Consider the following 18,241-nt stretch of genomic DNA (forward strand, 5'->3'; position numbering starts at 1 on the left):
CCGCCACCCGTTGCAAACTGCAGTTTCGTCTGTGCTATCAGGCCGGAACGACCTAAAAACTATAATTCAGAGCCAAATAGAAGTTAAAACCGGGCGCAACAATTCCGGAAGAGTAGGTACGGTAACGCTGATCTGTCAGGTTTTCAAGTCCGGCATTCAGGCTAAGCGGAAAATCGAATCTGTACCGTCCTCTTACATTAAGGGTATACCAGGAAGGCGAATAAGGGTTTCCGTTTTCATCGGTTGCATAGATAAAGGGCTTTGACCTCTCAGAAGGAGCGAGATCTTCAAAATCGATACTGCCGTTATAATCAGCATACATATCCATTAACACCTTCCCTTTCTTCCAGATCAGGTGAGTGCTGCCGAAAAGCGGCGGAGCGTGCCTTAAGGGCGCCTGGGTTCCATCATCCTGCTCTTCTGTTCCTCTGGAAAGACTCAGCGCTGAGGTGAGATTCAAGGCATTGGTAATTCTTAGATCAAGGTTGGCCTCGAATCCATAGATTCTGGCCCTGGCAGCGTTCTGAATCGCCTGTATTCGACTTAACTCTCCGTTATACTCGATAAACTCTCTCCCGTCAAGAGAGTAATCCCGGCGTACCATGGCATCTTCCAGATAGGTGTAAAAAACCGCCATCTGAACCACCAGTTTGTTATTGAAATTCAGCTGCACATCAAGATCGGTATTATAGGCATATTCAGGATCAAGATCAGGATTGGGCACCACTACCGATCCCGGCTCTGAATCAAACACTTTCCCGATATCATCTACATTCGGAGCCCTGAATCCGGAGGAGAGGTTCAGCCGCCATCGCAGTAACCTGTTCGGCTGCCAGTTCAGGCCGGCACTACCTGTCACCGCTCCTGTCGAAATATCAGAGGTGACAAACGGAAAATCATAATATTGGTTGTTTTCACTGAAATCTGCGCCCACCCAGAAATGATTATAACGCACCCCTCCTACCAGGGTCAGCCGGCGTGAAGGTTTGTATTCCAGGTTGCTGTAGGCCGCCAGAGACTGCCAGCTCGCACCGTCGGGATACCTGGAAGCCGTAGGCAGTTGTTCTCCTGAATCAATGTCGGTGACATATCCCTCAGAATGCACTTTGTTGAAAATATACTCAAGGCCATAGAAAAGTTTACCCTTACTGCTTAGAATACGTTCCATATCCAGATTCGAAGAATAAACATCCAGCGCCTCTTCGGTGGTAAAACGTTCCACTTCGCCAAAATCCCGGTCATTACGACTTTCTTCATACCGCTGATACGCCTGGGTGAAGCGCATCTCATTATACCAGAAATTATTCTGATGATGGCTCAATTGCAGGCTTCCCAACAACCAACGCTGCGGACCGTAATACCATTCAGCCGAACGCAGCTGATCGCCCCGGTATCTGATCAGCCGGTCATAACGTGGATTATCTCCCGTAGCTGAATAATAAAGTGTCGCTTTATAATCCCAGTTCTCACTTGGTTTGTAGAGAAGCTTATTCAATGTACTGAACTGCTCGAAGCCTGTGGGGACCTGCAGCTCCGGATCTTCGTTCTCAACTACCCGGTCATTACCGTTTACGGTCACTACATATTCCGGTCTCAAATATTCTTCAGGACCATTACTACCCATTTTCAGATCTCCGTAATCTGAGTAGGTCCAGCTCCCCAGATAAGCCCATTTCTTATTTCCCAGGTTGACATCTGCATGCAGGGTAAGCTCATTATTTACGGTTGAGAACCGGGAGTAGGCATTTCCCGAAAATGCCGTATCGTCTCCCTGCGCCAGCTTCGGCTCAAGAAAAGAAAAGCTCATCACTCCCCCGATGGCATCGCTTCCATAAATGACCGACCCCGGACCAAACAACACCTCGGTATTTGCCACCGAAAGGGGATCTATCGAAATCACATTCTGAATATTACCCGACCTGAAGATGGCGTTGTTCATACGAACCCCATCGACGGCCAGCAATAAACGGCTGGTAGAAAAGCCCCTGATCATGGGACTACCCCCACTCAACTGGCTTTTCTGCACATATACCTGCCCACTTCTGCTTAAAAGATCAGCCGATGTTTGGGGACTGCTCAACAGGATCTCTTCCCTGTCGATCTGAGCAATTCTCTGCACGATATCCTGCTTTTCCTGTTTCCACCGGGAGGCCGACACCACTACTGCATCGAGTTCGTTAGACAGAGGTTTCAGGAACACTTTGAAATCCTGAGCCCGAAGGGTATTGATATCGGTAGTGTATGACCTGTAGGCTATGTGAGAGATCAACAAGGTCTGATCACTGCTAAATTCACTTACATCAGCGTTCCCGTTAAAGTCTGTGACTGCGTACAATTGATTATCGTAACTGGATACAGTGGCATTCACCACCGGGTAACCGCTCTCACTGTCAAGCACCCTTAGGGTTTGACCATAACCTTTCAGGAAAAGTAAAATGGCAAAAGCCGCTAAAAATCGTTTCATACTCAGTTAAAAACTTCATTCAGCACCAACAGAGACCTGGGGTTTTGAAATCCCTGCAAATGTAATTTAAAATACATGACCACTAAATTCAGAAGCTCCCTGCGTTCGGTTTTAGTCATATAGATCTGAGAAGATCCCTCAAAATCAGTGCCGAGAAAAGCACGGAAGACCCCGATAAGGTCTTCTGGAATCACAGTATTTTCTGCTGAATCGGTAAAATCGCCCTCTACCAGGTCGAAAAAAGGGAGATGCGGGTTTTGGTCATGTGGATAGAAGCCCAGAAAACGTGTAAGCTGCAATAAAAAACTCAGGTGAAAATTGGCGATTTTGTCATGACTGTCCAGCCAGATCACCGCTTCTGAAAGGAAATTAAATAAAGGGATATTAGATTCTTCCTCCCTCAGAGACTGCGACAATATCTCAGCTATAAACATAGCGACAGCCGTTTTTGCGGGCTGAAAGGGAATCGATTGAAAATGCGCGAGCAACCTGGCTTCTGTAAGGGCTTCCAGGGTTCCCTTGTCTTTGTGACGAGCCACGATATCAAGCAAGGTCAGTGGCTGAAAATAACCACTTCTCAATTTAGCCTTCCGCGAGGCACGTACTCCTTTTAACATGTAGGACCTCATACCGCTTTGCTCGGTAAACAACTTAACGATCAGGCTGCTGTCTCCATATTTCAGCGCACTGATCACAATGGCCCTGCTCTTTACGATCATGCTCGGTTTTATAGATCAAATATAAAAAAACTTCCCCTCAGAAGAGGGGAAGTTTGTTCTATAGATAGGGTTCCTTAGCGGTCTTAAACCACTCCCTGGGCCAACATGGCATCGGCTACTTTCACAAAACCGGCAATATTAGCACCTTTTACATAATTTACATAGTCGCCTTCTTTCCCATAGTCGATACAAGAACTGTGAATATTCTTCATGATATCCTGCAGTTTCTGATCAACTTCCTGACGTGTCCAGCTGTATCGCAGCGAGTTCTGCGCCATTTCCAGACCTGATGTGGCAACCCCTCCGGCATTCGAAGCCTTTCCGGGAGCAAACAGTATCTGCTTGTCATGGAAAACCGCGATGGCCTCAGGAGTACAAGGCATATTAGCTCCTTCACTTACACAGATACAACCGTTATCAACGAGCTTCTTGGCATCGTCTCCATTAAGTTCGTTCTGAGTGGCACAAGGAAGGGCAATATCACAAGGCACCTCCCAAGGGGTCTTCCCTTTATAAAACTCTGCAGACGGATATTCCTTAACGTATTCAGAAATTCTTCCGCGTTTTACGTTTTTAAGCTCCATGACGTACTTCAGCTTATCAGCATCGATCCCGTCTTTATCATAGATATAACCCGAAGAATCAGAAAGCGTAAGCACTTTCGCTCCGAGATGGAGTGCCTTCTCTACGGCATACTGAGCCACGTTACCCGAACCGGAAACCACAACGTTTTTGCCTTTAAAGCCATCACCTTTGGTCTCAAGCATGTTCTGGGCAAAATATACGGTACCATATCCGGTAGCTTCCGGGCGAATCAGCGATCCACCCCAGGATAGTCCTTTTCCGGTAAGCACTCCGGTAAATTCGTTCTTTATCTTGCGGTACATTCCGAACAGGAATCCTACCTCACGGCTTCCTACTCCGATATCACCGGCCGGAACGTCGGTATTAGGACCTATATGTCTGAAAAGCTCAGACATGAAACTGTGACAGAAGCGCATCACTTCGTCATCAGATTTTCCTTTCGGATCAAAATCAGATCCTCCCTTACCGCCTCCCATAGGAAGGGTGGTCAAACTGTTTTTAAATACCTGCTCAAAAGCAAGGAATTTAAGGATACTCATATTCACTGTCGGGTGAAAACGAAGCCCCCCTTTATACGGACCGATAGCAGAGTTCATCTGGATACGATATCCCCTGTTCACGTGTATTTCACCTTTGTCGTCTACCCAGGGCACACGAAACATCACTGCACGTTCAGGCTCTACCATTCTGAGCAGGATATTCTTACCGTTATAGATCTCGTGCTGAGCAATGTAGGGAAGTACGGTTTCTGCTACTTCCTGAACAGCTTGGAGAAACTCTGGTTCATGGGAATTCCTGGCTCGTACTTCAGCCATGAATGCCTCAATTTTCTTGTCCATTGCGTTCATAAATATGGATGATTGAAGATTTAAAAATATGAGCGTAAAATTATGTAATTAATATAATTCAGGAGGTCTTTTTTTCTGAATTTATTAATATGATAGCGAATTTATCCTATAGCCTGTTCCAGATCTGCGATAAGGTCTCTTTCATCTTCGATTCCCACACTCAATCGTATGAGTGAATCGACCACTCCTGATTTTTCACGCACTTCCTTCGGGATCGAAGCATGGGTCATACTCGCCGGATGACCTGCCAGGGATTCAACCCCTCCCAGGGATTCAGCCAGTGTAAAAACCTTCAGGCTTTCGACGATCCTGATGGCCTTCTGAAAGTCATTGTCTTTGGTGACAAAAGAGATCATACCTCCAAAATCTTTCATCTGTGATCGGGCGATATCATGATTCGGATGATCTTCGAATCCCGGCCAGTACACTTTCTCAATGGCAGGATGCTGGGCGAGGTATTCTGCAACGGCTCTTCCATTCTCTGAATGACGCTGCATTCTTATATGCAATGTCTTGATCCCGCGTAATACCAGGAAGCTGTCCATCGGACCGGCAACTGCACCACTGGCGTTCTGAATGAAATACAGTTTATCTGCCAGTTCCTTGTCTTTTACCACCAGGGCTCCCAGCACAACATCACTGTGACCTCCCAGATACTTGGTGGCTGAATGCATCACCAGGTCTGCTCCCAGATCAAGCGGCTGCTGCAGATAAGGTGTGGCAAATGTATTATCTACCGCCAGAAGAAGGTTATGATCCCTGGCGATTTCTGCTACCTTCCTGATGTCAATAATATTCATCATTGGATTGGTCGGAGTCTCGACCCATATCAGCCGGGTTTTTTCATTGATGTGCTCGCTTATTTTTTCGGTTTCACTCATTCCGACAAAGTGAAATTTAACCCCGAAATTCTCAAAAATCTTAGTGAACAACCGGTAACTCCCCCCGTAAAGATCATTGGTAGAGATCACCTCATCTCCGGGTTGCAATAACTTTATCACCGCATCAATGGCAGCCAGACCGCTAGCGAAAGCCAGACCGTAGTTGCCGTTCTCTATACTGGCAAGACTGTTCTCAAGGGCTGTTCTTGTGGGGTTGGCACTGCGGGAATACTCATAACCCTTATGTCCGCCGGGCGTAGACTGTGCGTAGGTAGAAGTCTGATAGATGGGCGGCATTACAGAACCATAAGCATCATCAGGCTTTTGTCCGCCATGTATCGTTTTGGTATTGAATTGCATAGATTTATCTTTCATGTCACTATTGATGTTTACAGCAAAAGTATAGTATGTTTTTACGCAATACAAAGAAGCGTGTATCTTTATGGCCCTAAACAATCTGTGATCTATGAAGCTGAAATACTACCTCCCTGTTCTGTCGTTATTATTCCTTGCCTGTAATACTGAAAAAAATATCAGCTTTAATGAGTATCTTCTGGAAGACCCGGCCTGTGAGTCATGCGCACGGGTTAGCCTTAAATTTCCGAAGACCGATGGAGGCAGCAGAAAGGAGAGAAAGATCGATCATAACGTTACTGAATGGGTGACCAGTATCCTTGCAGCCACCTCATCCAAAGAACCTGGATCGGTGGAGCAGGCTGCCGAAACCTTCAGAAAATCTTACGAAAGAGTAAAAGGTGATTTCCCGGAATATCAGCACAGTTGGGAAGGACAGATCGAAGGTTCTGTATGTTATCAGAATTCAGACATCCTGGCCATCTGCATGAATACCTACTTCTACACAGGGGGAGCACATGGAATTAGCAATACATATTACCTGTTTTTCGACAAGGCAACCGGAGACCGGATGAAAGCAGAACAGCTTTTTAAAGATCACAAAGAATTTGAAAAACTGGCCGAACAAAAGTTCAGAGCCCATTACAAAATTGCTCCCGATGCACCGTTAAACAAATCGGGATTTATGTTTAACAATGATCGCTTTCACCTGCCTGAAACCATTGGCATTAACGGGAACGGCCTGAAACTCATTTACAATCCTTATGAAGTGGCACCCTACTCAGAGGGGCAGATCGTTATCGACATCCCTTTTGCAGAGACGGGCGATCTGCTGAATATTGAAAGAAAAAGCTGATCTTAACTCATATTGACTCCAACCCAAAAACGTACCTTAGTCAGATGAAAAAATTCTATTACCTCAGAACCTGCGACACCTGCAGTCGTATCATGAAAGAGCTTGAATTACCCCAAGAAGTTGAGCTCAGAGAGATCAAATCAGATCCGGTAACTTCTGAAGAACTGCAACAAATGCATGATCTCACAAAAAGTTACGAAGCACTTTTCAATAAGCGTGCCCGCCTTTACAGGGAAAGAAACCTGAAGGAAAAGAACCTGGAGGAAACCGACTATAAAAATCTCATCCTTGAAGAATATACCTTCCTAAAAAGACCGGTTCTTATCATCGATGACCAGATCTTTGTGGGAAACAGTAAGAAGACGGTCGCCGCTGCCAGGCAAGCACTCTCATCATAAACTATGAATAACAGGGTAACAGCCTTATTGGCCGCTTTCGGAGCCAGCGCCATTTACGGAGTCAACCATACGGTGGCCAAAGAGCTTATGCCTGTTTACATCAAACCGTTCGGATTGATACTGCTGCGGGTACTGGGGGCAGCAGTGCTCTTTTGGTTGCTTTCTGTCAGGGGCCCAAAAGAAAAGATAGCTCCTCAAGACTGGAAAAGGCTGATCGCCTGCGCTATATTCGGAATGGTGATCAACATGCTCATGTTCTTTAAAGGACTGAGCCTTTCGACACCCATCAACAGTTCTGTGATCGTTACTCTCTCTCCGATTATTGTGTTTGTGCTTTCAGCTATCTTTATCAGAGAGCGTATTACATGGATAAGGGCCACCGGAATTCTCATGGGCTTCGCAGGAGCGATTTCCCTGGTTTTATTCGGGAACGAAATTCGCACAGATGCTCCTGATATTCCTTTAGGCAACCTGCTTTTCATCATCAACGCTACCAGTTATGCCATATACCTGGTGCTCGTAAAACCCTTAACAGCTAAATACCATGCCATTACCCTGATGAAATGGCTGTTCCTGATAGCTGTATTTATCAACCTGCCGGTTACCCTGAATGAATTTCTGGAAGTACGATGGACTTCCCTGCCATGGAATGCCATATGGCGTATGGGTTATGTCATTCTGGGAACCACCTTTCTTACTTACCTGTTCAATATTTACGCTTTGAAACACCTGAAGGCATCAACCATCGGAGCCTTTATTTACCTGCAGCCGCTAATCGGAATCATTTTTGCCATCGCTGCCGGAGCAGACGAGCTAACGATCGAAAAAACCGGAGCTGCATTATTGGTTTTTGCAGGGGTATACCTGGTGAGCCGAAAGGGAAAAGACTAAATGGGAGCTCCCGGCTTCTTAGCGTATTTGCGGGTATCTTCACGGGTAAGCACTTTGAAATCATCGGGCTTTTCAACCTCATCCAGATAAGCATGAACCTCCTCAGGCAAACCTGTCAGCTTACGGCTTTTCAAATCAATCCACGCCCCCATCATTTCGCAATGAGCCACATTATTTCCTTTATGATCATAATAATTGTGGTGAAACTCAAAAAACATTCCGTCTTCGCTCAGACCTTTGATCTCCAGGCTTACCCTAACCGGCTTTCCTGAAAATACCTCCTTGAAGTAGTAGATATGCTCGTAAAATACCACCGGGCCAAGATTAAATTTAGCCAGAAGTTTGTGGTCAAACCCGTGTTCTATTAAAAAAGACATGCGGGTATGAGCCGCAAATTCAATATATGCCTTATTAGCCAGATGCCGGTTGGCATCCAGATCATTCCATCTTATTTCAAATTCCTTTATATACATCGATCCTAAATTTACTATGCTTGCATAATAAACACAAAGTAAGTTATTTTTAGGCAAAAGGATCGTATCTTTAAATAAAATTACGCGAGCATTTATGCCCATCATTGATTCTTCGTATAACCCTCCCTTCCCTTTCACCATGGGTCATTTATCGACTGTTTATTCAGGTCTGATCAGGCAGGTCAAAGGCGTGAGTCAAATTCGTGAAAGAATAACACTTGAAGATGGAGACTTTATAGACCTTGACTGGAGTTATACCCGCAACAAGCAGCGACCAACAGCAAACCAATTGGTCATTATACTCCACGGGCTCGAAGGGAACGCACAGCGACCGTATGTTACGGGAACTGCAAAAGTATTCAACGAAAACGGCTTCGATGCCTGCGCAGTGAACTTCAGAGGCTGCAGCGGTGAAGACAACCGGCTCTATCGCTCTTATCATTCAGGGGTAAGTCAGGATTTAGAACAAGTGATCGGGCATATCATCAAAAACTATGACTATCAACAGATCGTTCTGAAAGGGTTCAGCCTGGGCGGTAATGTCATGTTGAAATACCTCGGTGAAACCCCGCAGGTACCTGATCAGATAAAGGCCGGGGTGGCCGTTTCTGTTCCCTGCTCCCTCTACCATTCCATGCTGTCACTGCATCGCTTTGAAAACACACTGTATGCACGCCGGTTCAGAAAACACCTGATTGAGAAGCTCCGAAAGAAACAGGAAAGGTTTCCCGATAAGGTCACCAATGAAGATCTGCGAAAGATCAAACTGCTGAAAGATTTCGATGATGTCTACACGGCCAGGGCACACGGTTTTAATAATGGTCTTGACTACTACGAAAAAGCAAGCTCTCTGCCCCTCCTCAGAAACATTACCATTCCTGTGTTGCTGCTCAACGCTAAAAACGACAGTTTTTTGAGTCCTGAATGTTTCCCTACCGGGATTGCCGCCTCTCATGAACATCTCTTCCTTGAAATGCCGCAAGCGGGCGGACATGTAGGATTCTACGAGCCAGATAATGTCTACTACAATGAAAAAAGGGCTGTTGAGTTTATCAATAAGGTCAAAGCCGGGGTAATCTGGAATAAGTCATGAATCTTTACTATGTCGCCATTGTTGTTCCTGAACCACAGGCTACCGGGATCACACGGCTGAAAGAAGAAATGGCCCACCGCTATCAGGCAAAACACGCTCTTAAATCACCACCACATATTACCCTGCAAATGCCATTCAGAAGATCTTCTGATGCTGAAAAAGAAATTTCACGTGTATTGAATCACCTGGCTCTTGAAATGCAGCCCTTTGAAACCCTTTTGAAAGATTTCGGTTTTTTTGAGCCAAAAGTTATATATGTGAAGGTCGACAATCATGAACCATACGAGAAACTTCATCAGCAACTGAGATCCAGACTCCTCAGCGAACTGAACTTTGCTAAAAAGGAAACAAGTCAAAGGTTTCACCCTCACTGTACGATCGCCCATCGGGATCTTAACAGGGAAGATTTCTACCTGGCTCAAAAAGAACTCAGGGAAAGACACTTCGAAACCACATTCATGGTAACAGCCTTGCATTTGCTCAAACACGACGGTAAAAGATGGCAGGTTCATAAAGCCTTCCCTCTTGGCTGAAAAAAGTCATTTATTCCTTATATTCGTGTTTGTAATTAAATCATTAAGGAATATGACATTACTGAATAAATTCATGACACTTCTGGCCATTACTGCGCTTGTAGGATGCGGTGAATCAAAGAAAAAGGAAGAAAACAAGGGCTTCGAATACGAACAACCTTCAAATGACGCCGGTACGGCCGAAGCACCTGACCTGGAACCTATCAGCAACACCGTTACCATCACCGGTAATGATCTTATGAAGTACAACAAAAAAGAGATCAAGGTAAAAGCCGGAGAAAAGGTTACTCTTACCCTGAAGCATGTCGGAAAACTCGACAAACAGGTAATGGGACACAACTGGGTATTACTCAAAAAAGGAGTTGACCTCGTTGACTTTGCCACCGAAGCTCAGACAGCCGTTGATAACGGTTATATTCCCGAAGGAACCGATGATGTTATCGCGCATACAAAAATGCTGGGCGGCGGTGAATCTGACACTATCGAATTCGAGGCTCCGGAACCGGGAACATATCAGTTTTTATGCAGCTTCCCAGGACATTATGGGGTGATGCAGGGTGAATTCATCGTAGAAGACTAAGAATCTTGTTTCACAGATATTCTTTATGCCTGTTCCTTTTACTACTGATCATCGGTTGTAAAAGGAACAGTTCATTTAAGGCTACTGAAAAGAGCATGCCAGAAGGCAGAGAACTTTTCAACGGTCGGGACCTTGAGGGATGGACTCCCAAGATCAGCGGGCAGCATGCCGGTACTGATTCTTTAAATACCTTTCGGGTGGAAGATGGAAGCATCGTGGTTTCTTACGACAACTACGACTCCTTTGATAATCAGTTTGGCCATCTGTTCTATAACGAACCGTTTACCTCCTATCTGCTCGAGTTGGAATATCGTTTTACAGGTGAGCAAATGGCAGATGGTGAGCCATGGGCAAACCGTAACAGCGGAGTTATGTATCATTCACAATCTCCCCAAAGCATGCTTAAAGAACAAGCTTTCCCCGTGAGTCTTGAGGGACAGTTCCTGGGAGGCGTCAACGAGGAAAACAGACCGACCATGAATCTTTGTACCCCTGGTACGCATGTCTTCATTGCAGATACCCTTTTCACGCCGCATTGCGTGAACTCGTCTTCTGAAACATATTTTGACGATCAATGGGTTCGAGCCTCCTTTCTGGTTCTGGGCGATTCCCTTGTTCAGCATTTTGTGAATCATGAAAAGGTACTGGAATTTACCAAACCTCAACGGGGAGGAGAACTGGCAGAAGATGCTGCTGCTGAATTCAAAAAACCCGCTCCTTTAAAAGATGGCTACATAGCTCTTCAGAGCGAAAGTCACCCTGTAGCATTCAGAAAAATTAAAATTTTCGATCTCGAGGGAAGAGAAAATGACACTGAACTGATAGAAAGTCTTCTTTTCTTGAGAGATTCTTCAAATGATTAAAAAAGTAAGGGGAAATCAGGAAATGAGATATCCCTTCTTGCCTAATGAGGCGATTTTCGGTATATCATCTCCTCCTATCATTCCGGGTTCCAGCAGAAAATTCTTCTCATACATCTTTCCATCATGAAAGAAGGTGACCAGATACTCATTTCTGAAGCTTAACAGATCATCGGGCAAATACTCAAGACGAGCAAGCGTATCGGGAGCCATACTGTCAATGCTCCTTCTTATGACCGAGGTCTTCCTCTCCTGATCAGCACCGCGGGAAAGAACAAGTATGGTTTCGATTGCCTCCTTACGCCGGTTCAACAGATATACCTGCCATATCTTGTCTTCAAAATCAGGATGATATTCATGTAATACCGCCAGGTACAAGCCTTCAGCCTTAGGTATTTCGATATCTTTTTTCATTTTCTCAGAGTTAGAACGAAGCCTTAAACTGTTGTAAAAAACGCAGATCGTTTTCGCTTAACATACGTATATCTGAGATCTGGTATTGCAACAGGGCAATACGGTCTATTCCCATTCCAAAGGCGTAGCCGGAATACTCATTGGGGTCGATACCGCAATTTTGAAGAACATTCGGATCCACCATACCGCATCCCATGATCTCCAGCCAGCCGGTTCCCTTGGTCATACGGTAATCGGTTTCGGTTTCAAGACCCCAGTAAACGTCAACCTCTGCACTCGGCTCGGTAAAAGGAAAATAAGAGGGTCGTAGTCGTATCTTTGATTTGCCGAACATCTCTGAAGTAAAATACTGCAAGGTCTGTTTCAGATCGGCAAACGAAACCCCTTTATCTACATAGAGCCCTTCTACCTGGTGAAAGAAACAGTGCGATCTGGCAGAAATCGCTTCATTCCTGTAGACCCGTCCGGGAGAAATGGTACGAATAGGAGGTTTATTATTCTCCATATACCTTGCCTGAACAGATGAGGTATGAGTACGCAAAAGCATATCGGGATTTGTCTGAACAAAAAAGGTATCCTGCATATCACGAGCCGGGTGATATTCGGGAAGATTCAGCGCTGTAAAATTATGCCAGTCATCTTCGATCTCAGGTCCTTCTGAAACATTGAAGCCAATTCGGGAAAAAATATCAATGATCTGATTCTTAACGATCGAAATCGGGTGACGGGATCCGATTTCTATCGGATATCCCGGACGACTGAGGTCCCCATAACGCTTTTCATCTGCCTTGGCATCGGCAAGGCGCTCCTTGAGTTCCTGAACCCGATCCTGAGCCAGGTTCTTCAGGCGGTTTATGGTTTGTCCGTATTCCTTCTTCTGTTCGTTGGGAACATCCTTAAAAGCGGCAAACAGGTCGTTCAGCACACCCTTTTTACCCAGGTATTTAATTCTGAAGTTCTCCGCTTCTTCCAGAGTGTGAGCATTGAAGCGCTCTACCTCTTCGATATGTTCCTTAATTTTTTCGATCATTTTTTATCTTCCCTTTGAAGCGGCAAATTTAACGAATTATTACAGATTTGAAACCCTGATCAGCTTGCGGTTTGCAGTTTCTTCTGATCCCTGTAAATGAAGGTCAGAAGATAAAATACAGCCAGGCCACCGAAAATATGCCACAGCCAGTGTGTGCCGATCTCCAGAAAATCCTGCCGCCGGTCAAAAAACCGGAAGCCCAGGGCGATCATAAAACAGAGAACAGCCCACAGAACGGGTCTCCAGTTACTCCATTGAGTCTTTCGCATATAAAGAAACAATGGCAGAAGCAAGGTAATAGCTGTTATCACATAACCGATGGTATGACTTACTTTTTCAGGAATCGGCAATGCCCGTACCCCGAGTGAAAGGCCGATGATCAGCAGGGCCAAAGTGAGACGCCAGTACCATTTATGAGTGATCTTATTGACAAAATAGATCACTGCAGCAAAGCACAAGACAAGTATCGGCACCCAGTCCATGAGTAACCAGATCTCGTGACTACGCGTGGCATGAAAGATCGTTCCTCCTATGAAACCAACAGCCAGAACCGGCAGTACAAAAGCCAGGAAAGGTTGTTTTCCCGGCGACCGGTATACCCTGACACCCCAATAGATCAGGATAAAGAGAAAGATCAGGTTGCTGGCCGTATTAAAAGGCTCCACCGGAAAGCCGGTCGGGTCGGTCTCTGTATAGATCGGCCCGGTATCGTTCACTTCATTTCTGAGAATCAGCATAAGATTATTCGATATATTTCTTTTCAATAAAGTACTGTACGATAGCTTCCTTCATAAGCACCGATTGCTCACCGGCCTTAAGTGTGGGAAGCGACTCCACCAGAGTGTAGTGCGGCCAGCCGTCTTCATCAAAAAAATCGAACTCATAATACCCGTAAGGCTCCAATAACCTGCAAATGGCAATATGCATCAGGTTAACCTTCTCATCCTTTTTAAACCGGCGGTTCAGTTGTCCGAGTTCCTGAACCCCTATCAGGTAAATCACCCCGTCAAGATCAAGGGGATCACCATCTGAAAATTGTTTGCTTAATTTTTGCAGCAGGGTATCCCACCGCTGTCTCAGAAGCTCATCTCTGGCCATAGCTTTTTACGCAAAAATAAAAACTATTAATCACTTATATTTGTTTTAAAGGCACACCTATGAATTTTATCGATATTGTAATGATCTGCCTGATAGCATTCGGGCTCGTAAAAGGAATCATGAAGGGACTCTTCGTTGAAGTGGCTTCCCTGCTCGGTCTTATCTTAGGCGTTTACGGAGCTATACACTTTTCACACTTCACCGGAAGTATCCTGAAAGATCATGTAAGCTGGGATGAGGCCACGATCAGCCTCAGCGCCTTTGCCCTCACCTTCATGGGAATCGTTGTTGCCGTGGCTCTTGCCGGAAAGATCCTTACTAAAATAGCTGATTTTGCCGCATTGGGATTATTCAATAAGATACTTGGCGGTCTGTTCGGCGCTGCAAAAATCACCCTGCTGCTCGCTATCATAATCCTTTTCTTTGAACGTATGAATCAAAATTTTGAGTTCGTTGAAAAAAATAAACTTTCAGAGTCGGTCATGTATGTACCGGTAAGGTCTATAGGAGCCTACCTTTTTGAAAGCCTGCTGGATAATAATTTACCCGCCGCATCAGATTTCACTGGCTGATCTCATCGATCATTTGTCAAAATTCAGGGAATCAGTAAAACGATGCCCCCGTCAAATACAAAAACCTCCGGTCTTAGCCGGAGGTTTTTTGTTGAACTATCTATGTATAAGCTGATCAATCCAGGTGATAGATCTCCATGATATTTTTAAGTATCCCCTCGAAATCTATCTTGAGGTCGATCAGTTTCCCGGTATGAATATCAAAAACCCATCCGTGCACCTTGAGACCTCTTTCACGATAAGCCTTTTGCACACAGGCGGTCTTGATCACATTCACGCATTGCTCCTGAACGTTAAGCTCGACCAGTCGGTCATATCTCTTTTCCTCGTCTGCAATACCATTTAACTCATCTTTGTGTATTCTGTACACATCTCTGATATTCCTGAGATAGGGATTCAGCAAGCCTAGATATTCAGATTGCATGGCGGCTTTCACCCCTCCACATGAATAATGACCACAAATAGCGATATGCCCCACTTTAAGGTGGGTCACGGCATACTCGATCACTGAGGCGGCATTCAGGTCAATACTGATGACCATATTGGCGATATTACGATGAACGAAGACCTCTCCCGGCCCCAGGCCCATCATTTCTTCGGCCGTTACCCGGCTATCGGAACATCCGACATATAGTAGCTCCGGGCTTTGTCCTTTCCCCAGTTCACTGAAGAAATCTTTATCGGTGGCTAATTTTGATTGTATCCATTGCTGGTTGTTCTCAAATACTTTTGCTAACTCCATTCCTGTATTTTTTTATTGATTAGTCGGTTGATGCTGTCATTTTATCTTTCAGATCCCGTGATTTGGATCGCATTCTGAAAAACTCGGTAACGCTATGAGGGTTATCGATTTCGCCGTGTTCAGATATCAGCTTGATATGGATATCCCGATTTCCTGCTGTTTTTCTGAAATCTTCAAATATCTCGATCACGTCATTATCCAGATAGGTTGTATTGGTAACGTCCAGTTCAAGATACGTTTTTTCAGGCAGTTGATCCAACTCTCTCAGGATGGCTGCTTTATTGAAGAAAGTCACCTCTTCTGCCAAAGTCATTTGTATACGGTGTCTGCCGTCATCACTCTTATCTTTGATATGAAGGAAGTGAGAATTCTGGTAACTTTTGATCAGGATCACAAAGATCCCCACTACCAGTCCCATTCCGATACCGATGAGAAGATCGGTAAAAACGATTCCCAGGATGGTCACCATAAAGGGTATGAACTGTTTCCATCCCAGTTTAAACATTTGCTTGAACAGTGAAGGTTTGGCCAGTTTGTACCCGACCAGAAATAAGATGGCTGCCAGAACTGAAAGCGGAATCATATTAAGAATGGTCGGAATCAGAATCACCGAAATCAATAACAGAAACCCATGCAAAATAGCCGACATCTTCGTCTTGGCTCCTGATTGAATATTGGCCGAACTTCGAACGATTACCTGGGTAACCGGAAGACCGCCGATAAATCCTGACAACATATTACCTGCACCCTGAGCCAAAAGTTCCCGGTTAGTGGGGGTGATTCTCTTTTCCGGATCAAGCTTGTCTGTTGCTTCCACACATAGCAGTGTTTCCAGGCTGGCCACAAGGGCGATGGTAAAACCAGTAACCCAGACTTCGGTCGATCCTATCACTGCGAAATTCGGAAACCTGAATTGGGCAAAAAATGAAGTGGCATCTTCAGGAACCGGAACGGTAACCAGGTGATCGGCACTGATGGCCAAAGAGGTATCACGGGTAAAGAGATAAAACAATATTCCCACTACCACAGCGACGAGTGGCCCTTGTATAAGCTGAAAGATCTTGGCTTTTTTTGATAAAACCTGCTCCCAGAGAACCAGGATGGCAAGACCGGCCATTGCAATGATCGTCGGGCCTAAGCTGATATTGCCAAATGCATTGATAATACTTGAAAAGGTATTCCCCTCATCGACCTGTATAAATGCAAAATCCCCTTCGGGGTCTGCATCATAACCGAAGAAATGAGGTATCTGCTTTAAAATTATAATGATCCCGATACCGGTAAGCATCCCTTTGATCACTGAGGAGGGAAAGTAGTACCCGATAATACCGGCCCTTAGCACTCCGAAAGCGATCTGTATCACTCCACCGAGCACTACGGCCACGAGAAAGTTTTCAAAGGAACCAAGGGTGGCTATAGCGCTGAACACAATAGCTGTAAGCCCTGCTGCAGGTCCGCTAACCCCGATATGTGATCCACTTATGGCACCTACTACGATACCTCCTACGATACCGGCGATCAATCCTGAAAATAATGGGGCTCCACTGGCAAGAGCAATTCCTAAACAAAGGGGAATGGCAACAAAGAATACAACGACACTCGCCGGTAGGTCGTTCTTTATATGCTTGAACATATGATATAAAATTTATGGATTAAAAAAGTATCCCGAACGATTTTCGGGTAAAAAACACAAAATCTATATCAGTGCTTCAGGTGGGGGTGAAAAGACGGGCAGAAAAATCCCGTAAGCCATTGCAGTATTTAGCGCAACCGGAAGCGGACTGTTACCTTCCGAAGAAAAAGAAACTTCTTCAGAGGAAAAACAGACAAATTCTTTGGTCTCGCCTTCATTTTCATTTTCCTTGTTTTCTTCTTCCTCCGCTGCACTGAAAAATGCGATCGTATCGGCCTCATTGTCTACTGTAAGCATTACAAGGGAAGGGCCGATAAGGAAAAAACAAAATAAGGAAAGAAAAATGCAGGCATATAAGCGCACATTATCTTTCAATTGGCCAGGCTTTTGGTCAAATATAAGAGAAAAGTGGCGCTTTAACGACGAATCACATGGTAAAATCTTTGATCTCGCGGAGTTCTGAAGCAGGTAACCAGCCGGTTTTTCCATCAGCCAGCCTGATCTCCTTCCAACGATCGAGAGAATTGATCACCTGCACCTTCGTACCTTCATGCAGGGTGAAGACCTCTGTACTTCCCGGATTCGGCTCAGACTGCACAGCCACTTCTTCGGCAAAAATGATCGCCGGGTTTCTCGATGCTTCATACCCGTACTGCTGGTAAGCGAATGTCACAGCTATTAAACAAAGGAACAAACAACTCATGGCCGCCACAAAAAATCCTCGTTTTCGCAGCTGTTCGGTAGAGAAATAATAGACCAGAAAAAAGATCACGAACAGGTTAACAAGTATGATCGCTGCAATACCCCATTGATTGTATGAAAGCGCCCCGATATAGTCTCTGCTGAAACGACTCCAGCCTGTCTCTGGTAATTCTTCAATGGCATCAATAGTCATATTGCGGGCAAATGCCAGGTTGTTCCTGACATCGTCGTTTTCGGGATCCAGCAACAGCGCCTTTTCATAGAAATAAATGCTGGGTGCTATTTCATTCAGTTTGTAATAACTATTGGCCATATTATAGTATACGGCCGCCGAATGTTCTCCCTGCTGTAAGATCTGCCTGTAGGCATCTATGGCCTTATCGTATTCCCCCTGGTTATACAGGTCGTTCGCCTGCTCAAAAAGAAGCCGCTCTTCCTGCTGAGCCTGAAGAGAATTCAGGGTCAAAGCAAAAATGAGAGTAAACACCGTTAAACATCTCCTGGCAATCATGCGT

Annotated in this window: 21 protein-coding genes; 8 read left to right on the top strand and 13 right to left on the bottom strand. The window is 45.1% G+C overall.

Going from position 1 to position 18,241, the window contains the following annotated elements; genetic code table 11:
* Positions 1-52 precede the first annotated feature (52 nt).
* The 4 genes from K7R10_RS08015 to K7R10_RS08030 all read right to left on the bottom strand — a co-directional run bounded on the left by K7R10_RS08015 (position 53) and on the right by K7R10_RS08030 (position 5,872).
* A complete protein-coding gene (locus K7R10_RS08015; RefSeq protein WP_224484160.1) occupies positions 53-2,464 on the bottom strand; it encodes a TonB-dependent receptor in 2,412 nt (803 codons plus the stop codon).
* A 2-nt stretch (positions 2,465-2,466) separates the two neighbouring features.
* Positions 2,467-3,183 carry a DNA repair protein RecO gene (gene recO / locus K7R10_RS08020; RefSeq protein WP_224484161.1) on the bottom strand — a complete coding sequence of 239 codons (717 nt, stop codon included), beginning with the start codon at positions 3,181-3,183 and terminating at the stop codon, positions 2,467-2,469.
* 83 nt (positions 3,184-3,266) lie between these two features.
* The gene (gene gdhA, locus K7R10_RS08025) at positions 3,267-4,607 is read right to left on the bottom strand and encodes an NADP-specific glutamate dehydrogenase (protein WP_224484162.1); all 1,341 of its coding nucleotides are present in this window, start codon (positions 4,605-4,607) and stop codon (positions 3,267-3,269) included.
* A 110-nt stretch (positions 4,608-4,717) separates the two neighbouring features.
* On the bottom strand, positions 4,718-5,872 hold the full coding sequence (locus K7R10_RS08030; RefSeq protein WP_224484163.1) for a cystathionine gamma-synthase: 1,155 nt from the start codon (positions 5,870-5,872) through the stop codon (positions 4,718-4,720).
* Between the two features lie 91 nt (positions 5,873-5,963).
* On the opposite strand from K7R10_RS08030, the gene K7R10_RS08035 reads away from it, so the two are divergent.
* From K7R10_RS08035 to K7R10_RS08045, 3 genes are read left to right on the top strand one after another with little or no spacing between them, the layout of a single operon-like run.
* Complete coding sequence (locus K7R10_RS08035) at positions 5,964-6,707, top strand: DUF3298 and DUF4163 domain-containing protein (RefSeq protein WP_224484164.1); 744 nt, start codon at positions 5,964-5,966, stop codon at positions 6,705-6,707.
* Between the two features lie 44 nt (positions 6,708-6,751).
* On the top strand, positions 6,752-7,105 hold the full coding sequence (locus K7R10_RS08040; protein ID WP_224484165.1) for an arsenate reductase family protein: 354 nt from the start codon (positions 6,752-6,754) through the stop codon (positions 7,103-7,105).
* A 3-nt stretch (positions 7,106-7,108) separates the two neighbouring features.
* On the top strand, positions 7,109-7,996 hold the full coding sequence (locus K7R10_RS08045; protein ID WP_224484166.1) for a DMT family transporter: 888 nt from the start codon (positions 7,109-7,111) through the stop codon (positions 7,994-7,996).
* Here the strand turns inward: K7R10_RS08045 and K7R10_RS08050 are convergent.
* On the bottom strand, positions 7,993-8,469 hold the full coding sequence (locus K7R10_RS08050; RefSeq protein ID WP_224484167.1) for an acyl-CoA thioesterase: 477 nt from the start codon (positions 8,467-8,469) through the stop codon (positions 7,993-7,995). The two genes, K7R10_RS08045 and K7R10_RS08050, sit on opposite strands and share 4 nt — an antisense overlap.
* 94 nt (positions 8,470-8,563) lie before the next feature.
* Between K7R10_RS08050 and K7R10_RS08055 the strand changes: the two genes are divergently transcribed.
* The 4 genes from K7R10_RS08055 to K7R10_RS08070 all read left to right on the top strand — a co-directional run bounded on the left by K7R10_RS08055 (position 8,564) and on the right by K7R10_RS08070 (position 11,538).
* A complete protein-coding gene (locus tag K7R10_RS08055) occupies positions 8,564-9,562 on the top strand; it encodes a YheT family hydrolase (RefSeq protein ID WP_224484168.1) in 999 nt (332 codons plus the stop codon).
* On the top strand, positions 9,559-10,095 hold the full coding sequence (locus K7R10_RS08060; RefSeq protein WP_224484169.1) for a 2'-5' RNA ligase family protein: 537 nt from the start codon (positions 9,559-9,561) through the stop codon (positions 10,093-10,095). Before K7R10_RS08055 ends, K7R10_RS08060 begins: the two co-directional genes overlap by 4 nt.
* Positions 10,096-10,147: 52 nt before the next feature.
* Positions 10,148-10,675: an azurin gene (gene azu / locus K7R10_RS08065; RefSeq protein ID WP_224484170.1), complete on the top strand. Its 528-nt coding sequence runs from the start codon at positions 10,148-10,150 to the stop codon at positions 10,673-10,675.
* Between the two features lie 95 nt (positions 10,676-10,770).
* Positions 10,771-11,538, top strand: coding sequence for a 3-keto-disaccharide hydrolase (locus K7R10_RS08070; protein WP_224484171.1), 768 nt, complete (start codon positions 10,771-10,773; stop codon positions 11,536-11,538).
* A gap of 15 nt (positions 11,539-11,553) precedes the next feature.
* Here the strand turns inward: K7R10_RS08070 and K7R10_RS08075 are convergent, their stop codons facing one another.
* From K7R10_RS08075 to K7R10_RS08090, 4 genes are read right to left on the bottom strand one after another with little or no spacing between them, the layout of a single operon-like run.
* On the bottom strand, positions 11,554-11,949 hold the full coding sequence (locus K7R10_RS08075; protein WP_224484172.1) for a hypothetical protein: 396 nt from the start codon (positions 11,947-11,949) through the stop codon (positions 11,554-11,556).
* Positions 11,950-11,959: 10 nt separating this feature from the next.
* A complete protein-coding gene (gene pheS, locus K7R10_RS08080; RefSeq protein WP_224484173.1) occupies positions 11,960-12,979 on the bottom strand; it encodes a phenylalanine--tRNA ligase subunit alpha in 1,020 nt (339 codons plus the stop codon).
* A gap of 59 nt (positions 12,980-13,038) precedes the next feature.
* Entirely contained in the window at positions 13,039-13,716 is a 678-nt protein-coding gene (locus K7R10_RS08085) for a ceramidase domain-containing protein (RefSeq protein ID WP_224484174.1), read from the bottom strand.
* 4 nt (positions 13,717-13,720) lie between these two features.
* A complete protein-coding gene (locus K7R10_RS08090; protein WP_224484175.1) occupies positions 13,721-14,077 on the bottom strand; it encodes a hypothetical protein in 357 nt (118 codons plus the stop codon).
* Positions 14,078-14,136: 59 nt separating this feature from the next.
* On the opposite strand from K7R10_RS08090, the gene K7R10_RS08095 reads away from it, so the two are divergent.
* Complete coding sequence (locus K7R10_RS08095) at positions 14,137-14,649, top strand: CvpA family protein (RefSeq protein ID WP_224484176.1); 513 nt, start codon at positions 14,137-14,139, stop codon at positions 14,647-14,649.
* Positions 14,650-14,764: 115 nt separating this feature from the next.
* Here the strand turns inward: K7R10_RS08095 and K7R10_RS08100 are convergent, their stop codons facing one another.
* The 4 genes from K7R10_RS08100 to K7R10_RS08115 form a co-directional block, all read right to left on the bottom strand.
* A complete protein-coding gene (locus K7R10_RS08100) occupies positions 14,765-15,391 on the bottom strand; it encodes a carbonic anhydrase (protein WP_224484177.1) in 627 nt (208 codons plus the stop codon).
* A gap of 19 nt (positions 15,392-15,410) precedes the next feature.
* A complete protein-coding gene (locus K7R10_RS08105) occupies positions 15,411-17,024 on the bottom strand; it encodes a SulP family inorganic anion transporter (protein ID WP_224484178.1) in 1,614 nt (537 codons plus the stop codon).
* A gap of 63 nt (positions 17,025-17,087) precedes the next feature.
* Positions 17,088-17,399 carry a hypothetical protein gene (locus tag K7R10_RS08110; protein ID WP_224484179.1) on the bottom strand — a complete coding sequence of 104 codons (312 nt, stop codon included), beginning with the start codon at positions 17,397-17,399 and terminating at the stop codon, positions 17,088-17,090.
* A 52-nt stretch (positions 17,400-17,451) separates the two neighbouring features.
* Positions 17,452-18,192: an SH3 domain-containing protein gene (locus K7R10_RS08115; RefSeq protein ID WP_224484180.1), complete on the bottom strand. Its 741-nt coding sequence runs from the start codon at positions 18,190-18,192 to the stop codon at positions 17,452-17,454.
* Positions 18,193-18,241 lie beyond the last annotated feature (49 nt).

The sequence above is a fragment of the Robertkochia aurantiaca genome (assembly GCF_020166495.1).
Classification (GTDB): domain Bacteria; phylum Bacteroidota; class Bacteroidia; order Flavobacteriales; family Flavobacteriaceae; genus Robertkochia; species Robertkochia aurantiaca.

What these genes read in the sequence shown, in the direction of transcription:
- K7R10_RS08015 (WP_224484160.1), bottom strand. Translation starts at nt 2,464, where the DNA reads ATGAAACGATTTTTAGCGGCTTTTGCCATTTTACTTTTCCTGAAAGGT.
- recO (WP_224484161.1), bottom strand. Translation starts at nt 3,183, where the DNA reads ATGATCGTAAAGAGCAGGGCCATTGTGATCAGTGCGCTGAAATATGGA.
- gdhA (WP_224484162.1), bottom strand. Translation starts at nt 4,607, where the DNA reads ATGGACAAGAAAATTGAGGCATTCATGGCTGAAGTACGAGCCAGGAAT.
- K7R10_RS08030 (WP_224484163.1), bottom strand. Translation starts at nt 5,872, where the DNA reads ATGAAAGATAAATCTATGCAATTCAATACCAAAACGATACATGGCGGA.
- K7R10_RS08035 (WP_224484164.1), top strand. Translation starts at nt 5,964, where the DNA reads ATGAAGCTGAAATACTACCTCCCTGTTCTGTCGTTATTATTCCTTGCC.
- K7R10_RS08040 (WP_224484165.1), top strand. Translation starts at nt 6,752, where the DNA reads ATGAAAAAATTCTATTACCTCAGAACCTGCGACACCTGCAGTCGTATC.
- K7R10_RS08045 (WP_224484166.1), top strand. Translation starts at nt 7,109, where the DNA reads ATGAATAACAGGGTAACAGCCTTATTGGCCGCTTTCGGAGCCAGCGCC.
- K7R10_RS08050 (WP_224484167.1), bottom strand. Translation starts at nt 8,469, where the DNA reads ATGTATATAAAGGAATTTGAAATAAGATGGAATGATCTGGATGCCAAC.
- K7R10_RS08055 (WP_224484168.1), top strand. Translation starts at nt 8,564, where the DNA reads ATGCCCATCATTGATTCTTCGTATAACCCTCCCTTCCCTTTCACCATG.
- K7R10_RS08060 (WP_224484169.1), top strand. Translation starts at nt 9,559, where the DNA reads ATGAATCTTTACTATGTCGCCATTGTTGTTCCTGAACCACAGGCTACC.
- azu (WP_224484170.1), top strand. Translation starts at nt 10,148, where the DNA reads ATGACATTACTGAATAAATTCATGACACTTCTGGCCATTACTGCGCTT.
- K7R10_RS08070 (WP_224484171.1), top strand. Translation starts at nt 10,771, where the DNA reads ATGCCAGAAGGCAGAGAACTTTTCAACGGTCGGGACCTTGAGGGATGG.
- K7R10_RS08075 (WP_224484172.1), bottom strand. Translation starts at nt 11,949, where the DNA reads ATGAAAAAAGATATCGAAATACCTAAGGCTGAAGGCTTGTACCTGGCG.
- pheS (WP_224484173.1), bottom strand. Translation starts at nt 12,979, where the DNA reads ATGATCGAAAAAATTAAGGAACATATCGAAGAGGTAGAGCGCTTCAAT.
- K7R10_RS08085 (WP_224484174.1), bottom strand. Translation starts at nt 13,716, where the DNA reads ATGCTGATTCTCAGAAATGAAGTGAACGATACCGGGCCGATCTATACA.
- K7R10_RS08090 (WP_224484175.1), bottom strand. Translation starts at nt 14,077, where the DNA reads ATGGCCAGAGATGAGCTTCTGAGACAGCGGTGGGATACCCTGCTGCAA.
- K7R10_RS08095 (WP_224484176.1), top strand. Translation starts at nt 14,137, where the DNA reads ATGAATTTTATCGATATTGTAATGATCTGCCTGATAGCATTCGGGCTC.
- K7R10_RS08100 (WP_224484177.1), bottom strand. Translation starts at nt 15,391, where the DNA reads ATGGAGTTAGCAAAAGTATTTGAGAACAACCAGCAATGGATACAATCA.
- K7R10_RS08105 (WP_224484178.1), bottom strand. Translation starts at nt 17,024, where the DNA reads ATGTTCAAGCATATAAAGAACGACCTACCGGCGAGTGTCGTTGTATTC.